The sequence below is a fragment of the Pantoea sp. genome, assembly GCF_028283705.1.
GTDB lineage: Bacteria > Pseudomonadota > Gammaproteobacteria > Enterobacterales > Enterobacteriaceae > Pantoea.
The window spans coordinates 360026-383794 of the sequence record NZ_JAPWKD010000034.1; the positions used below are offsets into that span (position 1 = coordinate 360026).

Consider the following 23769-nt stretch of genomic DNA (forward strand, 5'->3'; position numbering starts at 1 on the left):
CCATTACCAGGATGGCGGCTTAACAAGGCTCAGTACGATTTCATCATCAGCATGTTTGAGGTCGTCAAAGAGAGAAGTGAATAACCAAAAGCGTATTCACTGGTGAGACCGGGATCTGCGGATTTCGGGCGTTTTCATGGATTCTGATAACCTTCGGTGGAATATAGAGAAATGAATAATATCTCAGTCACGCCTAAAGGAGGCACCATCGCGTCGGTGCTGAATGGCAACAATATCACGTTGACCTCTCCGAGTGTGGTTCAGCTCAAACTTGAAAAGTCAGATATTAAATCCTACACACGCAACGGTAATGATCTTATTGTCACCACGAAATCGGGTGAAGTTGTTGTTATTCATAATTTTTACGGTCCAAATGGCGAGAGCGACCTGGTATTGCAGGACCACAATGGAGCATTGTGGTGGGTAGAGCATCCGGGGGAGTCTGGCTTCCAGTATGTGAGTATCGACAGCACCGATGGGTTGTTGGCGGAAAACACCACACATGACGGTGCGATTGCCGCCTTTGGTCTCGGTGGTGCCGCTCTGGCGGGGATTGCTGCGATGTTTGCCGGTTCCAGTAGCGGTGGCGGCGGTAGCAGCAATGCTGGCGGCGGCGATAACGGCGGCGGCGGTGACAATGGCGGTGGGGGTAACAACGGTGGTGGTGGCGGTAACAATGGCGGTGGCGGTGGTGATACCACTGCACCGGGTGTCGCCACTAACCTGGTTCTGACAGATACCGCAGGCTCTATTCAGGGGGCTATCGCTAGCGGATCGAGTACCGACGACACCACTCCAACCTTAAGCGGTACCGCAGAAGCGGGTAGCACGGTCAGCATTTACGACGGTAACACTCTGCTGGGTACTGTTACTGTAGGTGCCGATGGCACCTGGAGCTTCACCACACCAACGCTGGGGGATGGTTCACACAGCCTGACGACAACGGTCACTGACGCTGCTGGAAATACCAGTGCGGCATCCGATCCGATTAACTTCACCGTCGATACCGTTGCCCCGGTAGCGGCAAGTGATTTGGTGGTGACCGATAATGTCGGTGGTACACAAGGGCCACTGACGTCTGGCAGTTCTACCGATGACAACACGCCAACCTTGAGCGGCAGGGCCGAGGCGGGTGCCACGGTCAGTATTTACGATGGCACCACGCTATTAGGAACGGTGGTAGTTGGTTCCAACGGTGACTGGAGTTTCACGACCCCGGTGCTGAGTAATGGTAACCACAGCCTGAGCGTCACGGTGACCGATGCCGCTGGCAACGTCAGTGCCGCCACTCCGGCTTTTGACCTCACCGTTGACGCGATCGCGCCGGCGACCAGCAGCCTGCAGGTCACTGACGACAGTGGTAGCACCCCAAGACAACTGGGCGACGGTGCCAGCACGCATGACAATACACCGGTACTGAGCGGCCTGGCGACGGCGAACGCGGTTATCACCCTTTATGACGGTAATACGTTGCTGGGCAGCGTCGTGGCAGGCAGTGACGGCCAATGGGTGTTTACGCCAACCGTACTGGCTGATGGATCGCATAGCTTCCATGCCATCATCACTGATGCTCAGGGTAATCAGACTGACTCCAACACCATTATCATCAACATCGATACGGTGGCACCGGAAGCCGCCGGTGATTTGCATCTCAGCAACAACGACGGCAGTACGATAGTTCCGGTTCCTGCGGGCAGTTCGACCAACGATACCACCCCGTTACTGACAGGGACCGCTGAACCAGGCAGTACAGTCACCATTTCGGATGGGACCACGGTACTCGGCACGGCGGTTGTGGGGAGTGACGGTAACTGGATCTTCACTACCCCGACTTTGGGTGAGGGCCAGCACAGCCTGACCACCACCGTCACCGATCCGGCGGGCAATACCAGCCCGGCGTCCGATCCCATCAACTTTACTGTAGATACCACACCTCCTGCGGCAGCCAGCGGGCTGACGGTAACGGATAATGTGGGTGATAGCCAGGGGGCGTTGACTTCCGGAGAGGCGACGGACGACAACACGCCAACGCTGAGCGGTCAGGCGGAACCGAACAGTCTGATCAGTATTTATGACGGCACCACGCTGTTGGGGAATGCGACTACTGACGTTAACGGAAACTGGAGCTTTACCACCCCGGCGCTGACCAATGGCAATCATAGCCTGACGGTGACGGTGACGGACAACGCCGGTAATGTGAGTGCAGCAACCCCGGCATTTGTGGTTGACGTGAATGCCGGTGTGCCACCAGCCACCAGTTCTCTGGAGGTGACGAACGACAACGGCAACACTCTGGAGCAACTGAGCAACGGAGCCAGCACCAATGACAACACGCCGGTACTGAGCGGTCTGTCGGTTGCCAATACTCTGATCACCCTCTATGACGGTACCACCGTATTGGGCAGCGTCACCGCAGACAGTAACGGGCAGTGGAGCTTTACCCCGACGGCGCTGGCAGATGGTGCTCATGCCTTCCATGCCACCAGCACGGACGGCACTGGCAACATCACCGATTCCATCACCATCAATATCACCATTGATACTCAGGCACCGACGGCGGCGGGTGACTTGCAGCTCAGTAACAACGACGGTAGCACTGTCGTGCCGATTACGGCAGGAAGCGCAACGAATGACAGTTCGCCACAGCTGAGCGGAACGGCTGAGCCGGGCAGCACAGTGACTATTTCCGATGGCACCACAGTGCTGGGTACGGCCACGGTCAACCCTGATGGCAGCTGGAGCTACACCACGCCTCAGTTGACCGACGGCAGCCACAGCCTGACTACCACGGTGACGGATGCGGCAGGCAATACCAGTCCGGCCACCGCGCCAGTCACCTTTACCGTTGACACGACACCGCCCGCCGCAGTCAGCGGCCTGGTAGTGACGGATAACGTTGGTGACAGCCAGGGACCGCTCACTTCCGGTGGTTTCAGTGATGACAACACGCCCACCCTCAGTGGTCAGGCTGAAGCGAATAGCGTTGTCAGCGTTTACGATGGCAATACTTTGCTGGGCACCGTTACCGTGGGCAGTGATGGCAGCTGGAGCTTTACACCAGATGCGCTGACCAACGGCAGCCACAGCCTGACCGCCACCGTGACCGATGCGGCAGGTAATGTCAGCCCGGCGACCACCCCGTTCAACGTGACCATCAATGCCGACCTGCCGCCAGCCACCAGCTCGTTGCAGGTGACAGATGACACGGGCAACACACTGGTACAGTTGAGTGACGGTGATTTTACCCACGACAGCACACCAGTGCTCAGTGGTCTGTCGGGTGCTAACAACCTGATCACCCTGTATGACGGCACCACGGTGCTGGGCAGCGTAACCGCAGACGGTAATGGTCAATGGGTCTTTACACCAACCGCGCTGGCTGATGGTGCGCACGCGTTTCATGCCAGCATCACCGATATCAATGGCAATGTGACCGACTCCGCAACCATTAATATCACTATTGATACGGTAGCAACGGGGGCCGCAGCTGGGTTGCAGCTCAGCAATGACGAAAGCGGTACGCCAGTTCCGATCGAACCAGGCAGCGCCACGAATGATAACACCCCGGTGCTGAGCGGTAGCGCCGAACCGAACTCCATCGTATCAATCCTTGATGGTGACACTTTGCTGGGCACCACAACGGTGGATACCAATGGTAACTGGAGCTTCACGTTACCCACCCTGACCGAAGGCGAGCATAGCCTGACCACCACGGTAACCGACCAGGCGGGTAATATCAGTGATCCATCCAGTCCCTTTGTGTTCACCGTGGATACCACCCCGCCAGCGGCTGCTGACAATGTTCAACTGAGCAACGACTCAAGCGGCACCCCGGTACCGATCACCTCCGGTGCCACCAATGACACCACCCCGGTATTGAGTGGTACGGCTGAGCCGGGCAGTACCGTGACCGTCTCTGATGGCAGCACGGTGCTGGGCACCACCACGACGGATAGCGACGGTAACTGGAGTTTCACCACCCCGACGCTGGATCAGGGCGATCATAGTCTGACCACTACGGTCACCGATCCGGCAGGCAACACCGGTCCGGCCACTACCCCGATTGTGGTGAATGTTGATACCACCGCACCGGATGCTGCCACCGGGCTGCAACTCAGCAATGATTTGACGGGCACCCCAGTGCCGATTGCGGATGGTGGCGTTACCAACGATACCACGCCGGTATTGAGTGGCACGGCAGAGCCGGGCAGCACCGTGACTGTCTCTGACGGCAGCACCGTACTGGGTACGGCAACGGTAGGCAGCGACGGTAACTGGAGCTTTACCACCACGCCATTGGGTGAGGGTGACCACAGCCTGACCGCCACCGTCACCGATCCGGCGGGTAATACCAGTGCCGCTTCAGATCCGGTCTCCGTGACCATTGATACCACCGCCCCGGCGGTGGCGGGCGATGTGCTGCTGAGTAATGATACCAGCGGCACACCCGTCGCTATTGCCGCAGGGGGAGCGACTAACGACACCACGCCAGTACTGAGCGGCACCGCCGATCCGGGCACTACCGTGACGGTTGCTGACAATGGCTCGGTGCTGGGTACGGCCACCGTTGATAACGACGGCAACTGGAGCTTCACCACGCCGGAACTGGGCGAGGGGGCGCACAGCCTGACGGCTACCGTGACCGATCCGGCAGGAAACACCAGTCCACCGTCTGCGGCGATTGAGTTCACCGTTGATACAACGGCTCCAGCGGCGGCGACAGGCTTGCAGCTCAGTAACGACGAGAGTGGTACCTCCATCCCGATTGCCGCAGGCGGCACCACCAACGACACCACGCCGGTGTTAAGTGGCAGCGCAGAACCGGGCAGTACCGTTACGATTGCCGATGGCGCTAACGTGCTGGGTTCGGCAGTTGTAGATGGCAACGGTAACTGGAGCTTCACCACCCCGGCGCTGGATGAGGGTGATCACAGCCTCACGGCCACGGTAACCGATGCGGCCGGTAACACGGGAGCAGCCTCGGACCCGATTGCGGTCACCATCGATACCACCGCTCCGGCAGCGGCAGCGGATCTGCTGCTGAGTAATGACTCCAGCGGCTCATCCGTCCCGATCACCTCCGGTGCGACCAACGATACCACGCCAGTGTTAAGTGGCACTGCCGAGGCGGGCAGCACTGTCACGGTCTCCGACGGCAGCGTGGTGTTGGGTACGGCAACTGTGGATAATGCCGGCAACTGGAGCTTCACCACGCCGGAACTGAGCGAAGGCTCACACAGCCTGACCACCACCGTGACCGATCCGGCAGGTAACATCAGCGTCACTTCCGATCCGGTGGCGTTTACGGTGGATACTCAGCCGCCAGCGGCGGCGACCGGCCTGCAATTGAGCAATGATACCAGCGGTACTCCGGTGCTGATTGCCGCAGGTGGCGCGACCAACGACACCACGCCGGTGTTGAGTGGAACTGCCGAACCGGGCAGCACGGTCACGGTTTCCGATGGCACTAACGTGCTGGGCACGGCAACGGTAGATGGCGATGGTAACTGGAGCTTCACCACCCCGGCGCTGGACGAAGGCGATCACAGCCTGACCACCACCGTGACGGATGCGGCAGGTAACGTTGGCCCGGTTTCGGATCCCATCGCTGTCACCATTGATACCACCGCCCCGGCAGTTGCCGATAATCTGCAACTCAGTAACGACAACAGCGGAGCACTGGTGCCGATTACCACGGGTGCGACCAACGATACCACCCCGGTATTGAGCGGAACCGCCGAAGCGGGCAGCACCGTAACCGTTTCCGATGGTACTAACGTGCTGGGTACTGCCATTGTCGATAGCGATGGTAACTGGAGTTTTACCACCCCGGCGCTGGATCAGGGCGATCACAGCCTGACCACCACCGTCACCGATCCGGCAGGGAATACCGGTACGGCTTCCGATCCGATCCTTCTGACGGTGGACACCACGGCTCCGGATCCGGTTACCAATCTGACGGCGACCAATGACAATGGTGATACGCTGAACGGCCTGACCAATGACAGCACCCCAACGCTGAGCGGTACGGCAGAAGCGGGCAGTATCATCAGCATTTATGACAATATGGCGCTGATCGGTACGGTTCTGGCGGATGCCACTACCGGCGCATGGAGTGTCACACTACAGACGTTGACTGATGGCGATCACAACCTGATGGTCACCGAAACCGATCCGGCCGGTAATATCAGCGCACCAAGCAATATGGTGGCGTTGACGGTGGATACCACCGCACCTGACGCAGCGGATTTTGCGCTCAACAACAACAACAACGGCAGTACGGAAATTCCGATTGCCAATGGTGGCATCACCAATGACAACTCACCGGTATTAAGTGGTACCACCGAGCCGAATAGCCTGATCACCATTTATGACGGCACAGATGCGATTGGCAGCGTAACCACCGATGGCAGCGGCAACTGGAGTTTTATCACCACGCCATTGCCGGATGGCGACCATGCGTTGAGCATTACTGTAACTGATGCGGCAGGTAATACCGGTCCATCCTCGGCGGCGCTGAACTTCGCCATCGACACGACGGCACCGGATCCGGTGACTGACCTGGCGGTGAACAACAACGAAGGCAGTACGCTGGTGCCGATCACCGAAGGTAACCTTACCAACGATGCGACACCAGAGCTGACCGGTACCGCTGAAGCAGGCAGCATCGTTAGCATCTATGACGGCAACACCCTGCTCGGCACCACGTCCGCCGGGGCGGATGGCAGCTGGACCTTTATCACTTCTGAGCTGGGCCAGGGGCCGCACAGTCTGAGTGTCACCGTCAGCGATGCCGCGGGCAACACCAGTGCCAACTCGGCCACGGTGGATTTCACCGTTGACAGTGAAGCGCCTGCGGCGGCGGATAATCTGGTGCTGACCAATGACCAGAGCGGTACAACAATCGCGGCAGGCGGTTCCACTAACGACAACACGCCAGTGCTGAGTGGTACTGCGGAAGCGAACAGTATCGTGACCGTGTCGGATGGCAGCAACGTGCTGGGCACCGCTATCACCGATGCTGATGGTAACTGGAGTTTCACCACACCGACGTTAAATGACGGCACACATAGTCTGAGCGTGACCGTTGCGGATGTGGCGGGTAACGTCAGCGATCCGACGGCACCGATCGCGCTGACCGTGGATACCGTAGCTCCGTCTGCGGCAAGCAATTTGGCACTGACCAACGATGCAGGCACCGATCCGGTAGCGATCCCCGATGGTGGGCTGACCAACGACAACACGCCAGTGCTGAGTGGTGCAGCAGACGCGGGCAGCATTATCGTTATCTCTGATGAGAATGGCGTGCTGGGTTCCGTTATCGTCGGGGACGCAGGTACCTGGAGCTTTACTACCAGCGCGCTGGCAGATGGTTCCCATACCCTGAGCGTGACGGCAACCGATGCAGCCGGAAACGCCAGTATCCCGGCGACCATCAGCCTGGTTGTTGATGCCACCGCGCCAGACCCTGCGGCGGGCATTACGCTCAGCAACGATAACGGCACCACACCAACCGCGATCACTGACGGCAGCACCACGGGTGACAGCACGCCGTTGCTGGCTGGTACGGCAGAAGCAGGCAGCACCGTGACCATCCTGGATGGCTCGACGGTACTGGGTACCGTACTGGTGGACAGTAATGGGCAGTGGAGTTTCAACACCCCGACGCTGAGCGATGCCTCGCACAGCCTGAGCGTGACCGTCACCGATGCGGCTGGCAACACCAGCGCGGCGTCGACGCCGATCACCTTCACGGTGGATACCGCACAACCTGACCCCACCAGCCTGGTCGTCAGCGATGACAACGGCACCACACCGGTTCCGCTGGCGGATGGTGCAACCACCAACGACAACACGCCGTTGCTGACCGGTACGGCAGAAGCCAGCAGCATCATCACTATCTATGATGGCACGGTGGTGATTGGTTCGGTTGCTGCTGATGGCTCCGGCAACTGGAGCTTTAGTGCACCGACGCTGACGGACGGTACCCATATCCTGAGCGCCACGGTCACCGATACGTTCGGTAACGTCAGCACCGCCTCCACTACCATCACGGTGGCGGTCGATGCGACCGCACCGGAACCGGTGAGCGATCTGCTGCTGCAAAACAACAACAGCACGCCTGCGGTGACCATCGCGGATGGCGGCAGTACCAACGATAACACCCCTGAGCTGAGCGGTACGGCGGAAGCAAACAGCATCGTCACGGTCTATGATGGCACGACGTTGCTGGGATCGGTGGCAGCAGATGGCTCCGGCAACTGGAGCTACGTCACCTCGACCTTGTCGAATGCGACCCATACGTTAAATGTCACCGTCACCGACGAGGCAGGCAACGTCAGTTCAACCACATCCGTCACCGTTACGGTGAACAACGTCGTGCCTGATCCGGTCAGTAACTTCGCTATTTATGACAACGACGGTACCACGCCGGTGCTGGTGGCAAATAATGGCTCGACCGACGATAACACGCCGGTGCTGCGCGGTAACGCGGCGGCCGGGGATACCATCAATATCTTCCAGGATGGCACCTTAATTGGCACCACGACGGTGGCGGATAACGGTACCTGGCGTTTTGAAACGACCGCACTGACTGACGGTCTCTACACTTATGCGGTATCAGTGACCGATGCGGCGGGTAATACCAGCGCATTGTCTGCGGACTACACCGTGACCATCGATACCATCGCGCCGGGTGCGGTGAACGATCTGGTGGTGACGGACGATGCCGGTGCGCAGACCGGTGAGCTGACCAGTGGCGACACCACGGATGACAACACGCCTACGTTGAGCGGTAGCGCGGCGACCGGTGATGTGGTTTCCATCTACGATGGCACCACGTTGCTTGGCACCGTCACGGCTGCGGCAGGGGCATGGAGCTTTACGCCTGCGGCCCTGAGTAATGGCAACCATAGCTTCACCGTCACCGTGACGGATCCGGCAGGGAACGTCAGTGCGGTCTCATCGCCAGCGTTTGATCTCATCATCAGCGCCGGACAACCGCCAGCCACCAGTACGCTGGAAATTACCGACGATAGCGGCAGTACTCTGGTACAGCTGTCCAATGGTGCCGATACCAAAGACAATACGCCGGTTCTGAGCGGCCTGGCCGCAGAGAATGACATCATCACCATTCACGATGGGGCGACGGTACTGGGTTCGGTGCTGGTGGATGCCAGCGGGCAGTGGACTTTCACGCCCTCACCGGTGCTGGCTGATGGTGCCCATGCGCTGTTCATTACCACGGTGGATGGCCTGGGTAACCCTGGTGCCACCTCCGCTACCATCAATATCACCGTCGATACCGTTGCTCCGGCTACCGTGGCTGATTTGGTGGTTAGCAACGACAGCAGCGGCACGCCAGTGGCGATTGCGGACGGCAGTTCAACCAATGACAGCACGCCATTGCTCACCGGCACCGCAGAGGCGAATGCGGTGATCACCATTTACGATGGCACCAGCGTGGTAGGTTCCACCATCACGAATGCCTCGGGTAACTGGAGCTACAATACTCCGACCCTCAGCAACGGTTCGCATACTCTGAGCGTAACGGCGACCGATGCAGCCGGTAATGCCAGCGGCAACTCCACTGCGGTGACGTTCACGGTGGATACCCACGCACCGGCTGCCGCAACGCTGGTGGTGACCAATGATGTCACCAGCGCAGTAGTACCGAATGGCGGTTCCACCAACGACAGTACGCCAACCCTGAGCGGTACGGCGGAAGCGAACAGCGTGGTCACTATCTACGATGGCACCACGGTGCTGGGTTCTGTCGCAGCGAGTGCAGGCGGTACCTGGAGTTTCACCATCGCCACCCTTGCCGAGGGCAGTCATGCGCTGAGCGTCAGGGCGACCGATGCGGCAGGTAACGTCAGTGTGGCATCCAGCACGGCTACGGTAGTGATTGATACCGTGGCACCGGGCGCGGTGACCCTGGCTGCCAGCAACAACAACGGCAGCACGGCGATACCGATTGCCAGCAACGGCACCACCAACGACAACACACCGTTGTTGAGTGGCACGGCGGAAGCAGGCAGTAAAATCACCATCTCTGACGGCACTACCGTGCTGGGTACCGTGACCGCAGGCAGCAACGGGGCGTGGAGTTTCACCACATCGACACTGGCTGATGGTCCTCATACCCTGAACGTCACCGCCACCGATGCGGCGGGCAACGTCAGCCCGACCGCGTCCGTGACCCTGACGGTGGATACTACAGCACCAACTGCTTCGACGCTGACGGTCACCGCTGATAACGTCACGCCAAACGTGACCATACCGAGCGGCGGCTCGACTAACGACAACACGCCAACCCTGAGCGGCACGGCGGAAGTGGGTGCGGTGGTCACCATCTCTGATGGCAGCACGGTGCTGGGTTCCGTGACGGCAGGCGCGGGTGGCGCATGGAGCTTCACTACCAGTGCGCTGAGTAATGGTACGCATCCGCTGAGCGTGACGGTGAAAGATGCGGCGGGTAACGTCAGTGCGGCCACGTCGGCGACGGTGATTGTCGATACTGTGGCACCGGCGGCTTCCACGCTGGTAGTGACCAACGATGTCACCAGCACGGTGGTTCCAAACGGCGGTTCGACGAATGACAACACGCCAACCCTGAGCGGCACGGCGGAAGTTGGCAGCAGAGTTACCATCTCTGACGGCAGCACGGTGCTGGGTACGGTGACGGTTGGCGCGGGTGGTACCTGGAGCTTTATCCCAACTGCCTTGCTCGATGGTACTCACCCGCTGAGCGTCACGGTGACTGATTTGGCGGGTAACGTCAGTGGCACCACCTCGGCGACGGTGGTCATCGATACCGTAGCGCCAGCGGCGATAGCTGGACTGGCGGCCAGCAACAACAACGGCAGTACGCCAGTGGCGATTGCTAACAACGGCACCACCAACGACAACACACCGTTGTTGAGTGGCACGGCGGAAGCTGGCAGCAAAATCACCATCTCTGATGGCACTACCGTGCTGGGTACCGTGACCGCAGGCAGCAACGGGGCGTGGAGCTTCACCACATCGACGCTGGCTGATGGTCCTCATACCCTGAACGTCACCGCCACCGATGCGGCGGGCAACGTCAGCCCGAACGCGTCCGTGACCCTGACGGTGGATACCGGCGTACCAACCGCTTCAACGCTGACGGTCACCGCCGATAACGTCACACCAAACGTGACCATACCGAGTGGTGGCTACACCAACGACAACACGCCAACCCTGAGCGGCACGGCGGAAGCAGGTGCGGTGGTCACCATCTCTGATGGCAGCACGGTGCTGGGTTCTGTGACGGCAGGCGCGGGCGGTGCATGGAGCTTCACCACCAGCGCGCTGAGTAATGGTACGCATCCACTGAGTGTGACGGTGAAAGATGCGGCGGGTAACGTCAGCCCGGCTACGGCGGCGACGGTGATTGTCGATACCGTCGCACCGGCGGCCTCGACGCTGGTCATTACCAACGATGCGGCGGGTGTGGTGGTACCGAATGGCGGTTCGACCAACGACAGCACGCCAGTGTTGAGTGGTACGGCAGAAGCGGGCAGCAAAGTCACTATCTCTGACGGCAGCACGGTGCTGGGGACGGTGACGGTTGGTGCAGGCGGCACCTGGAGTTTCACCACCGCCACGCTGACCAACGGCACCCATCCACTGAGCGTCACGGTGACTGACCTGGCGGGCAACGTCAGTGGCACCACCTCTGCCAGTGTGATTATCGATACCGTGGCACCGGCAGCGGTGACCGGTCTGGCGGCCAGCAACAACAACGGCAGTACGCCAGTGGCGATCCCCAACAACGGTAGCACTAACGACAACACCCCGGCCCTGAGTGGCACGGCGGAAGCGGGCAGCAAAGTCGCTATTTATGATGGTGCGACATTGCTGGGTACGGTGACCGCAGGCAGCAACGGGGCATGGAGCTTCACCACATCGACGCTGGCTGATGGTCCTCATACCCTGAACGTCACCGCCACCGATGCGGCGGGCAACGTCAGCCCGAACGCGTCCGTGACGCTGACGGTGGATACCGGTGTACCGGCGGCTTCGACGCTGACGGTCACCGCTGATAACGTCACGCCAAACGTGACGATACCGAGTGGTGGTTACACCAACGACAACACGCCAACTCTGAGCGGCACGGCAGAAGCGGGGTCAGTCGTCACCATTACTGATGGCAGTACGGTGCTGGGTTCGGTCACTGTTGGTGCGGGAGGAGCATGGAGCTTCACCACCAGTGCGTTGAGTAACGGTACGCATCCGCTGAGCGTGACGGTGAAAGATGCGGCCGGTAACGTCAGCCCAGCCACGGCGGCGACGGTGATTGTTGATACTGTGGCACCGACGGCTTCCACGCTGACGGTCACCGCCGATAACGTCACGCCAAACGTGACAGTGCCGAGTGGCGGCTCGACCAACGACACGACACCTACGCTGAGCGGTACGGCAGAAATCGGCAGCAAAGTCACCATCTATGACGGCAGCGCGGTGCTGGGTACGTTAACCGTAGGGGGAAGCGGCACCTGGAGCTTCACCACCGCCACGCTGACCAATGGCACCCATCCGCTGAGTGTCACGGTGACTGACCTGGCGGGCAACGTCAGTGGGACTACCTCCGCCAGCGTGATCATCGATACCGTGGCACCGGCAGCGGTGACCGGCCTGGCGGCCAGCAACAACAACGGCGGTACGGCGGTGGCCATTCCCAACAATGGCACCACCAATGACAACACGCCGTTGCTGAGCGGCACGTCGGAAGCCGGGGCGAAGATCTCCATCTACGACGGTGCGACGTTGCTTGGCACCACCACGGCGGCCAGCAGTGGGGCATGGAGCTTTACCACCAGCACCCTGACTGAAGGCACCCACACCCTGAACGTCACCGCCACCGATGCGGCGGGCAACGTCAGCCCGAACGCGTCAGTTACGCTGACGGTGGATACGGTGGCACCGACGGCTTCGACGCTGACGGTCACCGCCGATAACGTCACGCCAAACGTGACGATACCGAATGGTGGCTATACCAGAGACACCACGCCGGTACTGAGCGGTACGGCAGAGGTGGGCAGTCGTGTCACCATTTATGATGGTGCGACCATCATCGGTTCTGTCACGGTTGGAGCCAGTGGGACATGGAGTTTTACCACAGCGGTGCTGGCTGACGGTTCTCATCCGATAAGCGTCACGGCAACGGATACGGCAGGCAACGTCAGTAACATCACCACGGCGACGGTAAATGTGGATACCGTGGCACCGACAGCTGCCACCGCGCTGGCGGTCAACTCGGCGGGTACCACACTGACCGGTACGGGCGAAGCGGGCAGCACGGTGACGGTGAAAGATGCCGGAGGTAACACCATCGGTACTGGCACCGTCGGCGTCACCGGCAGCTTCTCGGTCACGCTGACCACCGCGCAAACAACCGGGGCAACGTTGTCTGTCTCCCTGACCGATGCGGCGGGTAACACCTCACCAACCGCCACGGTGCTGGGTGCCATCAAAATTGTCGCGGTTAATGACTTCAACGAACTGGATTACAGCACCACTTCAGGAACGATCAGCAACACCACAGGTACCACAAATACGGGTACCGCGTTGTTGAGTGTCAATCTGGGTAGCGTGCTTGGAGTCGGTGTGTTGAGCAGCTCCAATGCCTACATGATTAACGTCGGCACCGGTGATACGCGAACAGTGACGTTGCACGCGTCTGAGACCAGCCTGATATCTCTGATAGGTAGCTACTCGCTGTATCTTTACCAGCAGCAGACGGATGGTACCTGGAAGGTTATCTCCACCACGACTAACTACATCTCCACGACGATACTGTCGTTGCTGACACAAACCGGATCCAACATAACCTATAGCAATCTGGGCACTGGGACTTACGCCGTTGTACTGGGGGCCAGTAGCGGAATCAGTGTACTGCCTTCTACCAGTGTTACCACGGTGTCGGATATCACCACCATCGCGGCGACGGTGGCGGCCACTGTCACCGGCAACTTGCTAACCAACGACACCAGTTCAGTTGCAGGTACGGTGCCGACAGGCACGGCAGTGACATCGGTCTCGGGTCATACGGTGGGGACAAGTACCTCGTTCAGCACCGCCTATGGCACGTTGACCATCGACTCACACGGTAACTACACCTATACGCTGAAGGCTGGTCTGGATGCAGGTACGTTACCCACTACCGACACCTTCAGTTATTCGGTGACGGATGCTCAGGGGGTTGTGACTACTGCCACGCTGACGATTGATTTGGTACATGGCACAACGACGACATCGTTGCTGTCGGTCAACAGCCTCTTCGCAGAAGCGACCACCACTGACAGTGACCATTCGGTGAGCGGCAGCATCTGGGCCGACAGCAGTACCAGCCACACCGGTACGCTGACCATCGCCAACGAGCATGGTGACACCACGACCGTGAGCAGTAGCGGTAACACCCTGGTGGCGGGGGATTACGGTACGTTAAGTATTGCTGCCAACGGCAGCTACACCTACGCGTTGAGTGCCGACGTTAACGTGCAGAACATCACCCATAAGGAAGTGTTCAGCTACACCCTGGCGTCAACCGACGGCACCCTGATCAGCAACTCGTTCACCATTGAGCTGCATCCGACCATCACCGGAACGGCGGCGGCAGATACGCTGACCAGTAGTGCCTATGACGACACCATCACCTCGGGTGCCGGAACAGATACGCTGGTTTACCACCTGCTGAACAGCGCCGATGCCACAGGTGGCAATGGTCATGATACCTGGACTGATTTCTCGGTCACAAATGGCGACAAGATCGACGTCAGCAACCTGCTTATCGGCTGGAATGACGACACAAGTAACATTAATGATTTTGTGAAAGTGGATCATACCGCTGATGGCAGCACCGTGCTCTCGATTGACCGTGATGGCACCGGTACGGCGTACAGCAGTACCCAGTTGGTGACGCTGGAAGGCACTAACGCATCACTGGAGGAGTTGCTGCAACAACCGCATCAAACCCATACGGCGTAAGCGCTGTGGGGCAGGCAGGGATGAACCGGGGCACAAGGATGTGCCTGTTTCTATCAATCACGGGTGGACTATCGATGGACCTGATGCAATCAAGCGCACTATCTCGCCGTTCCTGGAAGCTCAGCGTTTTCTGTGCTGGCATTGCCTTTCTCACTCATTCACAAGCAAACGCGGCTGATACTGCCCTGACCAGGGCCGGTCGCATTACCACACAGGGTCTGTCACAACCGCAGGACCTGCCCTCATTAACCGGCGAAGTGGCGGAACCCGCACTGAACCACGTCCCGGATACCCTGACGCTTAATCAGGCAGTACAGCGGGCGGTGCACTGGCATCCCGATATTGCCGAAGCGGTGGGAAAGCTACTGGAGCAGGCCGATCAGGTTGATGTGGCGAAGGCCAAATACTATCCACAAATCAGCGCCGGGATGAATAACGGCTACTCCAATAGCTACACGGAAAAGGGCTACAGTCCCTCTTTTGTCCTCTCGATATCACAAATGTTGTATGACTTTGGCAAAGTCAGCAGCTCAGTGCGATCCGCCGAAGCGGGCGTGGCGCAGGAGCAGGCCAACGTACTGGTCAGCATCGACACCGTGGCACATGACACGGCTGCTGCCCTGATTGAAGTGCAGGGCTATCAGCAGCTGGTGGTCATTGCCCGACAGCAGCTGGCAGCGCTGAGTAAAATTGGTGATTTGGCCCGCCAGCGTAACGACGAAGGGGCGGCGTCACTCTCTGATGCCACGCAAACCGATGCGCGTATTGAAGGGGCGCGTACCACCCTGACGCAATATCAGGCCAATCTTGATCGCTGGCGCGCTACGCTGGCAACCTATCTCGGCTGGCCCACGGTGAATAACGTTAGTGATGATTTTCCCGCAAAACTGATGCGATCCTGCCAGTCATCCCAGGCGGAAGATCGGCTGATTCCGGCGGTGCTCGCCGCCTGGGCGGCGGCCAATCAGGCGCAGGCCAAGCTGGATAACGCCAACGCGCAAATGTTGCCGACCATCTCACTCGAACCGGAAGTTACCCATTATCTCAACGACCACTATGCCAGCAGCGAAACGCTGGATCGCACCCAGTATTCCGCGTGGGTCAAAGTGGAGATGCCGATTTATCAGGGCGGTGGGATGACCGCCAGTCGTGATGCGGCCGCCAATGCACTCAGTTCAGCCAATGCGGCGGTCAATTCGGCGCGTTTAAAAGCGCGGCAACAGCTGAGTGAATCGCAAAATGAGTCACAAAGTCTTGCCCTCAGTCTCAACATTCTGGGACGACAACAACAGCTGACTGAGAAAACTCAGCAACTCTACCAGGACCAATATCTGCAACTGGGCACCCGTCCTCTGCTTGATGTGTTGAACGCCGAGCAGGAGGTGTACCAGACCCGTTTCACGCTTCAGCAAACCATCAGCCAGTTACGCTCGCTGCAGCTCGATTGCCTCTATAGCACCGGGCATATGCGGTCGGCGTTTGCTTTGAATAATCAGCGGATCCAGTCCGTGGAGATCCAGCCATGACGCAACTGCAAATACCCGACGCCCCTGGCGGAAAACCCGATCAGGCTGAAGGAGGCGTTCCCTTACACGGATGGGCTACGGCGATCATCCTGATCGCCACACATTATCGCTTACCCTGTTCGCCGGGCATGATCCTCGCCTCCAGCGAGTGGCAGGGCAAACAGACGCGCGACAAGGCGTTACGCCATCTGGCGCGTCAGGCCGGTTTATCGTTACAGCTGTATGAGGATGACAAATGGCAGCTGACCCACTGGCGTCTGCCGCTGGCTGTGGAACTGGTAGATGGCCAGGTGGGGGTGATCACCGCCTTCGATGGCGAAGACGAAGTGCGTGTGCACTTTGCCGGTGATGAACAGCCGACGCCCGTTTCGCTGCTGGCGCTGCTGCCGGACATCTGCTTTGCCGCCGCGCTGCGCCCGCTGGCACCGGCGAAAGACAGCCGGGTCGATCGCTATCTCGAAGCCATGAAACCGGACTGGTTACGCCGTCTGGTACTGAAAGATCTACACCCTTATGGTTATGTGATGCTGGGATCGTTTCTGATCAACCTGCTGGCGCTGGTGGGGATCATCTTTTCGATGCAGGTCTATGACCGGGTGATCCCGGCGCAATCCTATCCCACGCTGTATGTGCTGTATATCGGGGTAATTATCTCGGTGATCTTCACCTACATCCTGCGCGTCGGGCGCGATCATGTGACCGATCTGCTCGGCAAGCGGGCGGATATGCGCGTCTCCGACCGGGTATTTGGTCATGCGCTGCGCCTGCGCAACAGCGCGGTGCCGCGTTCCACCGGTACCTTTATCTCGCAGCTGCGCGAGCTGGAGGCGATCCGCGAGATGGTCACCTCCACCACCGTGACCGCGATTGTCGATATGCCGTTTTTCCTGCTGTTTTTACTGGTGATGGCGATCATCGCTCCGCAGCTGGCGTGGGTCGCGCCGGTGGCGGTGATTCTGATGGTGCTGCCGGGTGTGTTTATGCAGAAAAAACTGTCGAAGCTGGCGCAGCAGGCGCTGAAGGAATCGACCTTACGCAATGCGGTGCTGGTGGAGAGCGTGCAGGGGCTGGAGGATATCAAGCTGATGCAGGCGGAGGACCGCTTTCTGCAACAGTGGAACAGCTATATTCGCATCACCGCGCAATCGGGCGTGGAGACGCGTAAAGCGATGCACTCGCTGATGAGCTGGGGCGTCACCATTCAGGGCATGGTTTATGCCACGGTGATTGTGATTGGTGCGCCGATGGTTATCGACGGCGATATCACCACCGGTGCCATCGTGGCGGCATCGCTGTTGTCATCACGCATGATTGCGCCGATGGCGACGTTGTGTGGCGTGCTGGCACGCTGGCAGCAGGTCAAAGCGGCGAAAACCAGCCTTGATGGCCTGATGGCGCTGCCGGTGGAGAACAGCACCGACGAAACCCGCATTCATTGCCCGGTGCTGTTTGGTAACTATCAGTTTAACGACGCGATGTTCCGTTATTACAGCGACACGCTCACCGTGGCGCTGCGCATCAACCGTCTGACGATCAAGCAGGGCGAACGCATTGCGGTGCTGGGGCGTAACGGAGCCGGTAAATCGACCATGCTGCAGGCGATGATTGGTGGCATAGAGCTGATTGGCGGTGAGCTGCTGCTGGACAACCTCAGCCTGCCGCATATCGATCTGGCGGATGTGCGGCGCAACGTGGGCCTGATGACGCAAAACGCGCGCCTGTTCCACGGCACATTGCGGGAAAACCTGACAATGGGCGCGGCACACGCCACCGATGACGCCATTTTTGCCGCGCTGGTGGTGAGTGGCGGGGCTGATTTTATCCACCGTTTGCCGCTCGGCCTTGATCATCCGGTGATGGAAGGTGGTGTCGGACTATCGGGCGGTCAGCGCCAGTCAGTGCTGCTGGCGCGGATGCTGCTGCGCGATCCCAATATCGTCCTGCTGGATGAGCCCACCGCATCGCTGGACGCTCACACAGAAAAAGAGTTTATCGAGCGGCTCGGGCAGTGGCTGAATGGCCGCACCCTGATCGTCGCTACCCACCGGGCGGCTATTCTGGCGCTGGTGGATCGCATCCTGGTATTAAAAGAGGGACAACTGGTGATGGACAGCCCGAAAGAGAATGCATTACCACCGCCACGCGCGTCGAATCCGCGTCCGGAGGCCAACCCATGAAACACTTACCGGCAAAACTGCGGCTGGTGGCGGCGGAAGGCGACAGCTCTGACGACCTGGCGGGCGATCTGCAATCGGAAACGCATTATTCAGGCGCGGTACGTCTGATCATCATCAGCTTCTTTTTATTGTTGGTCAGCTGCATCTGGGCCTGGTTTGGCGTGCTGGATGAAGTCTCTACCGGCACCGGCAAAGTGATCCCCAGCTCCCATGATCAGGTGCTGCAATCGCTGGAAGGGGGCATCCTTGACGATATTTTTGTGCACGAAGGCAGCCATGTCGAGGCTGGACAAATCGTGGCGAAACTGGACCCGATTCGCTCGGAATCCAGCGTGGGGGAGAGTGCCGCCCGTTACCGTGCTGCGCTGGCGGCCAGTGCGCGCCTTAATGCCGAGGTCAACGATCTGCCGCTGACGTTTCCGGCCGCGCTGAATAAATTTCCTGACCTGATCGCCTCAGAAACCCGTCTGTACAACACGCGTCGTGCGCAGTTGAGGGATTCAACCTCGCAAATCCAGCAATCGCTCAATCTGGCGAACCGTGAGCTGGCGATTACCCAGCGTCTGGCAAAAACCGGCGCAGCCAGTAGCGTCGAAGTGCTGCGTTTGCAGCGTGATAAGTCAGACCTCGAACTGAAGATGACGGATGTGCGCTCACAATATTATGTGCAGGCGCGTGAGGATCTGGCGAAAGCCACGGCAGAAGCCGATAGCCTGTTGCAGACGGTCAGAGGGCGCGAAGATACCGTGAGTCGCCTGACGATTCGTGCACCAATGCGCGGCGTGGTGAAAGATATCAAGGTGACCACGGTAGGTGGCGTTATCCCGCCGAATGGCGAACTGATGAATATCGTGCCGATGGACGATCATCTGCTGATTGAAGCGCGCCTTTCCCCGCGTGATATCGCGTTTATTCATCCGGATCAGAAAGCGCTGGTGAAGATCTCCGCCTATGACTATTCCATTTATGGCGGCCTCGATGGCGTGGTGGAGAGCATCTCGCCGGATACCATCCAGGATGAGGTGAAACCGGAGATTTATTACTACCGCGTCTATATTCGCACCGACCATGATTTTGTGCAGAACAAGGCCGGTAAACGTTTCTCGATCAGCCCCGGTATGGTGGCGACGGTGGATATTAAAACCGGTGAGAAGACGGTGATGGATTATCTGATTAAACCGTTTAACCGCGCCAAAGAAGCCTTGCGCGAACGTTAATTGCAGGCGGAGCCAATCTTCGCGATAATCAGCGCCATCAAATCCCTTCCTCGTCGGGTTTAACGACGCGGAAGGGATTTTTTTTGGTCATATTTCACCTATAACTTAATACGCTGATTCAGGATCTAAAGAGGACGATTTATGTATAACACCCTGGGTAATCAATATGATAACTCCCTGGTTTCGAACGCCTTTGGTTTCATGCGTTTTCCGGTTAACTTCCAGCCCTACGACAGCGATGCCGAGTGGGTGATCACCGGCGTACCTTTCGATGCGGCAACATCAGGCCGTCCGGGCAGCCGTTTAGGGCCGGGGGCGATCCGTCAGATCTCCACCAACCTTGCGTGGGAAGGCTGCCGCTGGCCGTGGGATTTTGATCTGCGCCAGCGTCTCAACGTGGTGGACTGTGGCGACCTGGTGTACGCCTTCGGCGATTCGCAGGATCTGTCTGACAAACTGCAGGCGCACGCCGAAAAGCTGCTGGCAAATGGCAAACGCATGCTGACGTTCGGCGGTGACCATTACGTCACGCTTCCGCTGTTGCGCGCCCATGCGAAGCACTTCGGCAAAATGGCGCTGGTGCACTTTGACGCGCACACCGACACCTATTCCAACGGCCCAACCTTTGACCACGGCACCATGTTCTTCACCGCGCCGAAAGAAGGGCTGATCGATCCGAATCATTCGGTGCAGATCGGTATCCGTACCGAGTTTGATAAGAGCCTCGGCTTTAACGTGCTGGATGCGGCGCAGGTGAACGACCGTAGCGTGGATGACATCCTGGCGGAAATAAAACGCACCGTGGGCGATCTGCCGGTGTATCTGACCTTCGATATCGACTGCCTCGATCCGGCCCACGCACCGGGCACCGGCACGCCAGTGATTGGCGGCCTGACCACCGATAAAGCCACTAAGCTGATTCGTGGTTTGCAGGGCATGAATATTGTCGGGATGGATCTGGTGGAAGTGGCACCGGGTTACGATCACGCCGATCTGACCTCGCTGGCTGCGGCAACGCTGGCGCTGGACATGCTTCACGTGCAGGCGGCCAATAAGGGCTAAACTTACTGACGGTCAATTAATCTTCGGAGGTCATGATGGGCTTACTGGATGATTTAGTCGGATCGTTGGAGGGTAGCCCCGGGCCGGGCAATCAGCTGGGTCAGTTGCAGGCTATCTGGCACTGGGTACAGGAGCAGGGCGGCGTTGAAGTGCTGCTGCATAAATTCCAGCAGGGCGGGTTAGGCGACGTATTGGGTTCGTGGATTGGCACCGGCAATAACCAGCCAGTGGACAGTGGCGATATCCAGTCGGCGTTTGGTCAGGCAGATTTGCAGTCGCTGGCGGATAAGCTCGGTACTGATGTGCCGGGCGCATCCGGGACACTGGCGCTGCTGCTGCCGCAACTGATCGATAAAATGTCACCGCAGGGACAGCTGGATGAGCAGAGTTTGCATGATAACCAGCTGGATTTAGGTTCGATGGTGGATCAGCTGTTTAAGCGGTGATATACCCCGTAGCGGCGCGATAAATCGTGCCGCTACAATCGCATTTGTCTTCACCTTTTATTTACGTCAAAACAACCACCTGTCACATTCCCTCGCTGCGATTATCTCTGCGGGCTAGCAGACGGCAGCTAAATTGCAACCGCAGGCTCCCTAATTTAGCACCCCGCAGCATGTACTTTTGCCCCGATTTTCATGTACATTGATGTGCAACTTTTCCCTTGCTTCGCCTGATAGCTGATTAATTACAATAAGTTAGGAGTGGCGAAGTATTAATCCGACCTGGAGTAGAAAATGCCCTCTCGTAAAGAGCTTGCCAACGCCATTCGCGCGTTAAGTATGGATGCAGTACAGAAAGCCAAATCGGGACACCCGGGTGCCCCGATGGGTATGGCAGATATCGCCGAAGTTCTGTGGCGTGATTTTCTGAACCATAACCCGACGAACCCGCAGTGGGCCGCACGTGACCGCTTTGTACTGTCTAACGGCCACGGCTCAATGCTGATTTACAGCCTGCTGCACCTCAGCGGTTACGATCTGCCAATGAGCGAGCTGCAGAACTTCCGTCAGCTGCATTCCAAAACTCCAGGTCACCCGGAATACGGCTACACCGTTGGTGTTGAAACCACCACCGGCCCGCTGGGCCAGGGCATCGCCAATGCCGTCGGTTTCGCTATCGCTGAACGCACCCTGGCGGCGCAGTTCAACCGTCCGGGCCACGACATCGTGGACCACAACACTTATGTGTTCATGGGCGACGGCTGCATGATGGAAGGTATCTCGCACGAGGTCTGCTCCATCGCCGGTACGCTGAAACTCGGCAAACTGGTTGCCTTCTATGATGACAACGGCATCTCTATCGACGGTCACGTGGATGGCTGGTTCACCGACGACACCGCAAAACGCTTTGAAGCCTACGGCTGGCACGTGGTGCGCGGCGTGGACGGTCACGACGCTGACGCCATCAAAAAAGCGGTGGAAGAAGCTAAAGCGGTCAGCGACAAGCCTTCTCTGCTGATGTGCAAAACCATTATCGGTTTCGGTTCCCCGAACAAAGCCGGTACCCATGATTCCCACGGCGCCCCGCTGGGCGACGCGGAAGTGGCGCTGACCCGCAAACAGCTGGGCTGGGACTACGCACCGTTTGAAATCCCGTCAGACATCTACGCGCAGTGGGATGCGAAAGAAGCCGGTCAGGCGAAAGAAGCGGCATGGGACGCGAAATTCGCGGCCTACGCGGCGGCGCACCCGGAGCTGGCGGCTGAATTCAAACGTCGTATGAACAACGAGCTGCCGGCCAACTGGGCAGAAGAGTCACAGAAATTCATTGAGCAGCTGCAGGCGAATCCGGCGAAAATCGCCAGCCGTAAAGCGTCGCAGAATGCCATCGAAGCCTTCGGTAAAATCCTGCCGGAATACCTCGGCGGTTCGGCTGACCTGGCACCAAGCAACCTGACCATGTGGTCCGGCTCTAAGCCGATCAACGAAGACCCGGCCGGTAACTACATCCATTACGGCGTGCGTGAATTCGGTATGACCGCCATCGCCAACGGTATCGCGCTGCACGGTGGCTTCCTGCCGTACACCGCCACCTTCCTGATGTTCGTGGAATATGCGCGTAACGCGGTGCGTATGGCGGCGCTGATGAAGATCCGTCAGGTGATGGTCTACACCCACGACTCCATCGGTCTGGGCGAAGACGGTCCGACGCATCAGCCGGTTGAGCAGATGGCGAGCCTGCGTACCACCCCGAACATGAGCCTGTGGCGTCCGTGTGACCAGGTGGAATCTGCGGTGGCGTGGAAATACGCTATCGAGCGTCAGGATGGCCCGAGCGCGCTGATTTTCTCCCGCCAGAACCTGGCGCAGCAGGATCGTACGGCTGAACAGCTGGCGAACGTGGCGCGCGGCGGTTATGTGCTGAAGGACTGTGCCGGTCAGCCGGAACTGATCCTGATCGCCACCGGTTCAGAAGTGGAACTGGCAGTAGCCGCTTACGACCAGCTGACCACCGAAGGCCGCAAAGTACGCGTGGTTTCCATGCCGTCTACCGATGCGTTCGACAGGCAGGATGCGGCCTACCGCGAATCCGTGCTGCCGAAAGCAGTGGCTGCGCGCGTGGCAATTGAAGCCGGTATCGCAGATTACTGGTTCAAGTACACCGGCCTGAACGGCGCTATCGTCGGCATGACTACCTTTGGTGAGTCGGCTCCGGCAGAACTGCTGTTCAAAGAGTTCGGCTTCACCGTTGAGAATGTGGTTGCGACTGCGAAATCTATTCTGTAAGACCTACGGGCGGCCTGAGTGCCGCCCGATTTGTTTTTGGCGTAAA

At 58.8% G+C, this 23769-nt stretch carries 7 protein-coding genes; all 7 read left to right on the forward strand.

Annotation, left to right across the window (positions count from 1 at the left end; all coding sequences use genetic code 11):
* Positions 1-171 precede the first annotated feature (171 nt).
* A complete protein-coding gene (locus tag PW844_RS28525) occupies positions 172-15012 on the forward strand; it encodes an Ig-like domain-containing protein (RefSeq protein ID WP_299459969.1) in 14841 nt (4946 codons plus the stop codon).
* Between the two features lie 74 nt (positions 15013-15086).
* On the forward strand, positions 15087-16538 hold the full coding sequence (locus tag PW844_RS28530) for a TolC family outer membrane protein (RefSeq protein ID WP_299459972.1): 1452 nt from the start codon (positions 15087-15089) through the stop codon (positions 16536-16538).
* Positions 16535-18715 carry a type I secretion system permease/ATPase gene (locus PW844_RS28535; RefSeq protein WP_299459975.1) on the forward strand — a complete coding sequence of 727 codons (2181 nt, stop codon included), beginning with the start codon at positions 16535-16537 and terminating at the stop codon, positions 18713-18715. Before PW844_RS28530 ends, PW844_RS28535 begins: the two co-directional genes overlap by 4 nt.
* Entirely contained in the window at positions 18712-19932 is a 1221-nt protein-coding gene (locus tag PW844_RS28540) for an HlyD family type I secretion periplasmic adaptor subunit (RefSeq protein ID WP_299459978.1), read from the forward strand. Before PW844_RS28535 ends, PW844_RS28540 begins: the two co-directional genes overlap by 4 nt.
* 141 nt (positions 19933-20073) lie before the next feature.
* Positions 20074-20994 carry an agmatinase gene (gene speB, locus PW844_RS28545; protein WP_299459981.1) on the forward strand — a complete coding sequence of 307 codons (921 nt, stop codon included), beginning with the start codon at positions 20074-20076 and terminating at the stop codon, positions 20992-20994.
* Positions 20995-21026: 32 nt separating this feature from the next.
* Complete coding sequence (locus PW844_RS28550; RefSeq protein WP_299459984.1) at positions 21027-21440, forward strand: YidB family protein; 414 nt, start codon at positions 21027-21029, stop codon at positions 21438-21440.
* A gap of 291 nt (positions 21441-21731) precedes the next feature.
* Positions 21732-23723, forward strand: coding sequence for a transketolase (tkt, locus tag PW844_RS28555; RefSeq protein WP_299459987.1), 1992 nt, complete (start codon positions 21732-21734; stop codon positions 23721-23723).
* The last annotated feature ends 46 nt before the right edge of the window (positions 23724-23769 follow it).

What these genes read in the sequence shown, in the direction of transcription:
- PW844_RS28525 (WP_299459969.1), top strand. Translation starts at nt 172, where the DNA reads ATGAATAATATCTCAGTCACGCCTAAAGGAGGCACCATCGCGTCGGTG.
- PW844_RS28530 (WP_299459972.1), top strand. Translation starts at nt 15,087, where the DNA reads ATGGACCTGATGCAATCAAGCGCACTATCTCGCCGTTCCTGGAAGCTC.
- PW844_RS28535 (WP_299459975.1), top strand. Translation starts at nt 16,535, where the DNA reads ATGACGCAACTGCAAATACCCGACGCCCCTGGCGGAAAACCCGATCAG.
- PW844_RS28540 (WP_299459978.1), top strand. Translation starts at nt 18,712, where the DNA reads ATGAAACACTTACCGGCAAAACTGCGGCTGGTGGCGGCGGAAGGCGAC.
- speB (WP_299459981.1), top strand. Translation starts at nt 20,074, where the DNA reads ATGTATAACACCCTGGGTAATCAATATGATAACTCCCTGGTTTCGAAC.
- PW844_RS28550 (WP_299459984.1), top strand. Translation starts at nt 21,027, where the DNA reads ATGATGGGCTTACTGGATGATTTAGTCGGATCGTTGGAGGGTAGCCCC.
- tkt (WP_299459987.1), top strand. Translation starts at nt 21,732, where the DNA reads ATGCCCTCTCGTAAAGAGCTTGCCAACGCCATTCGCGCGTTAAGTATG.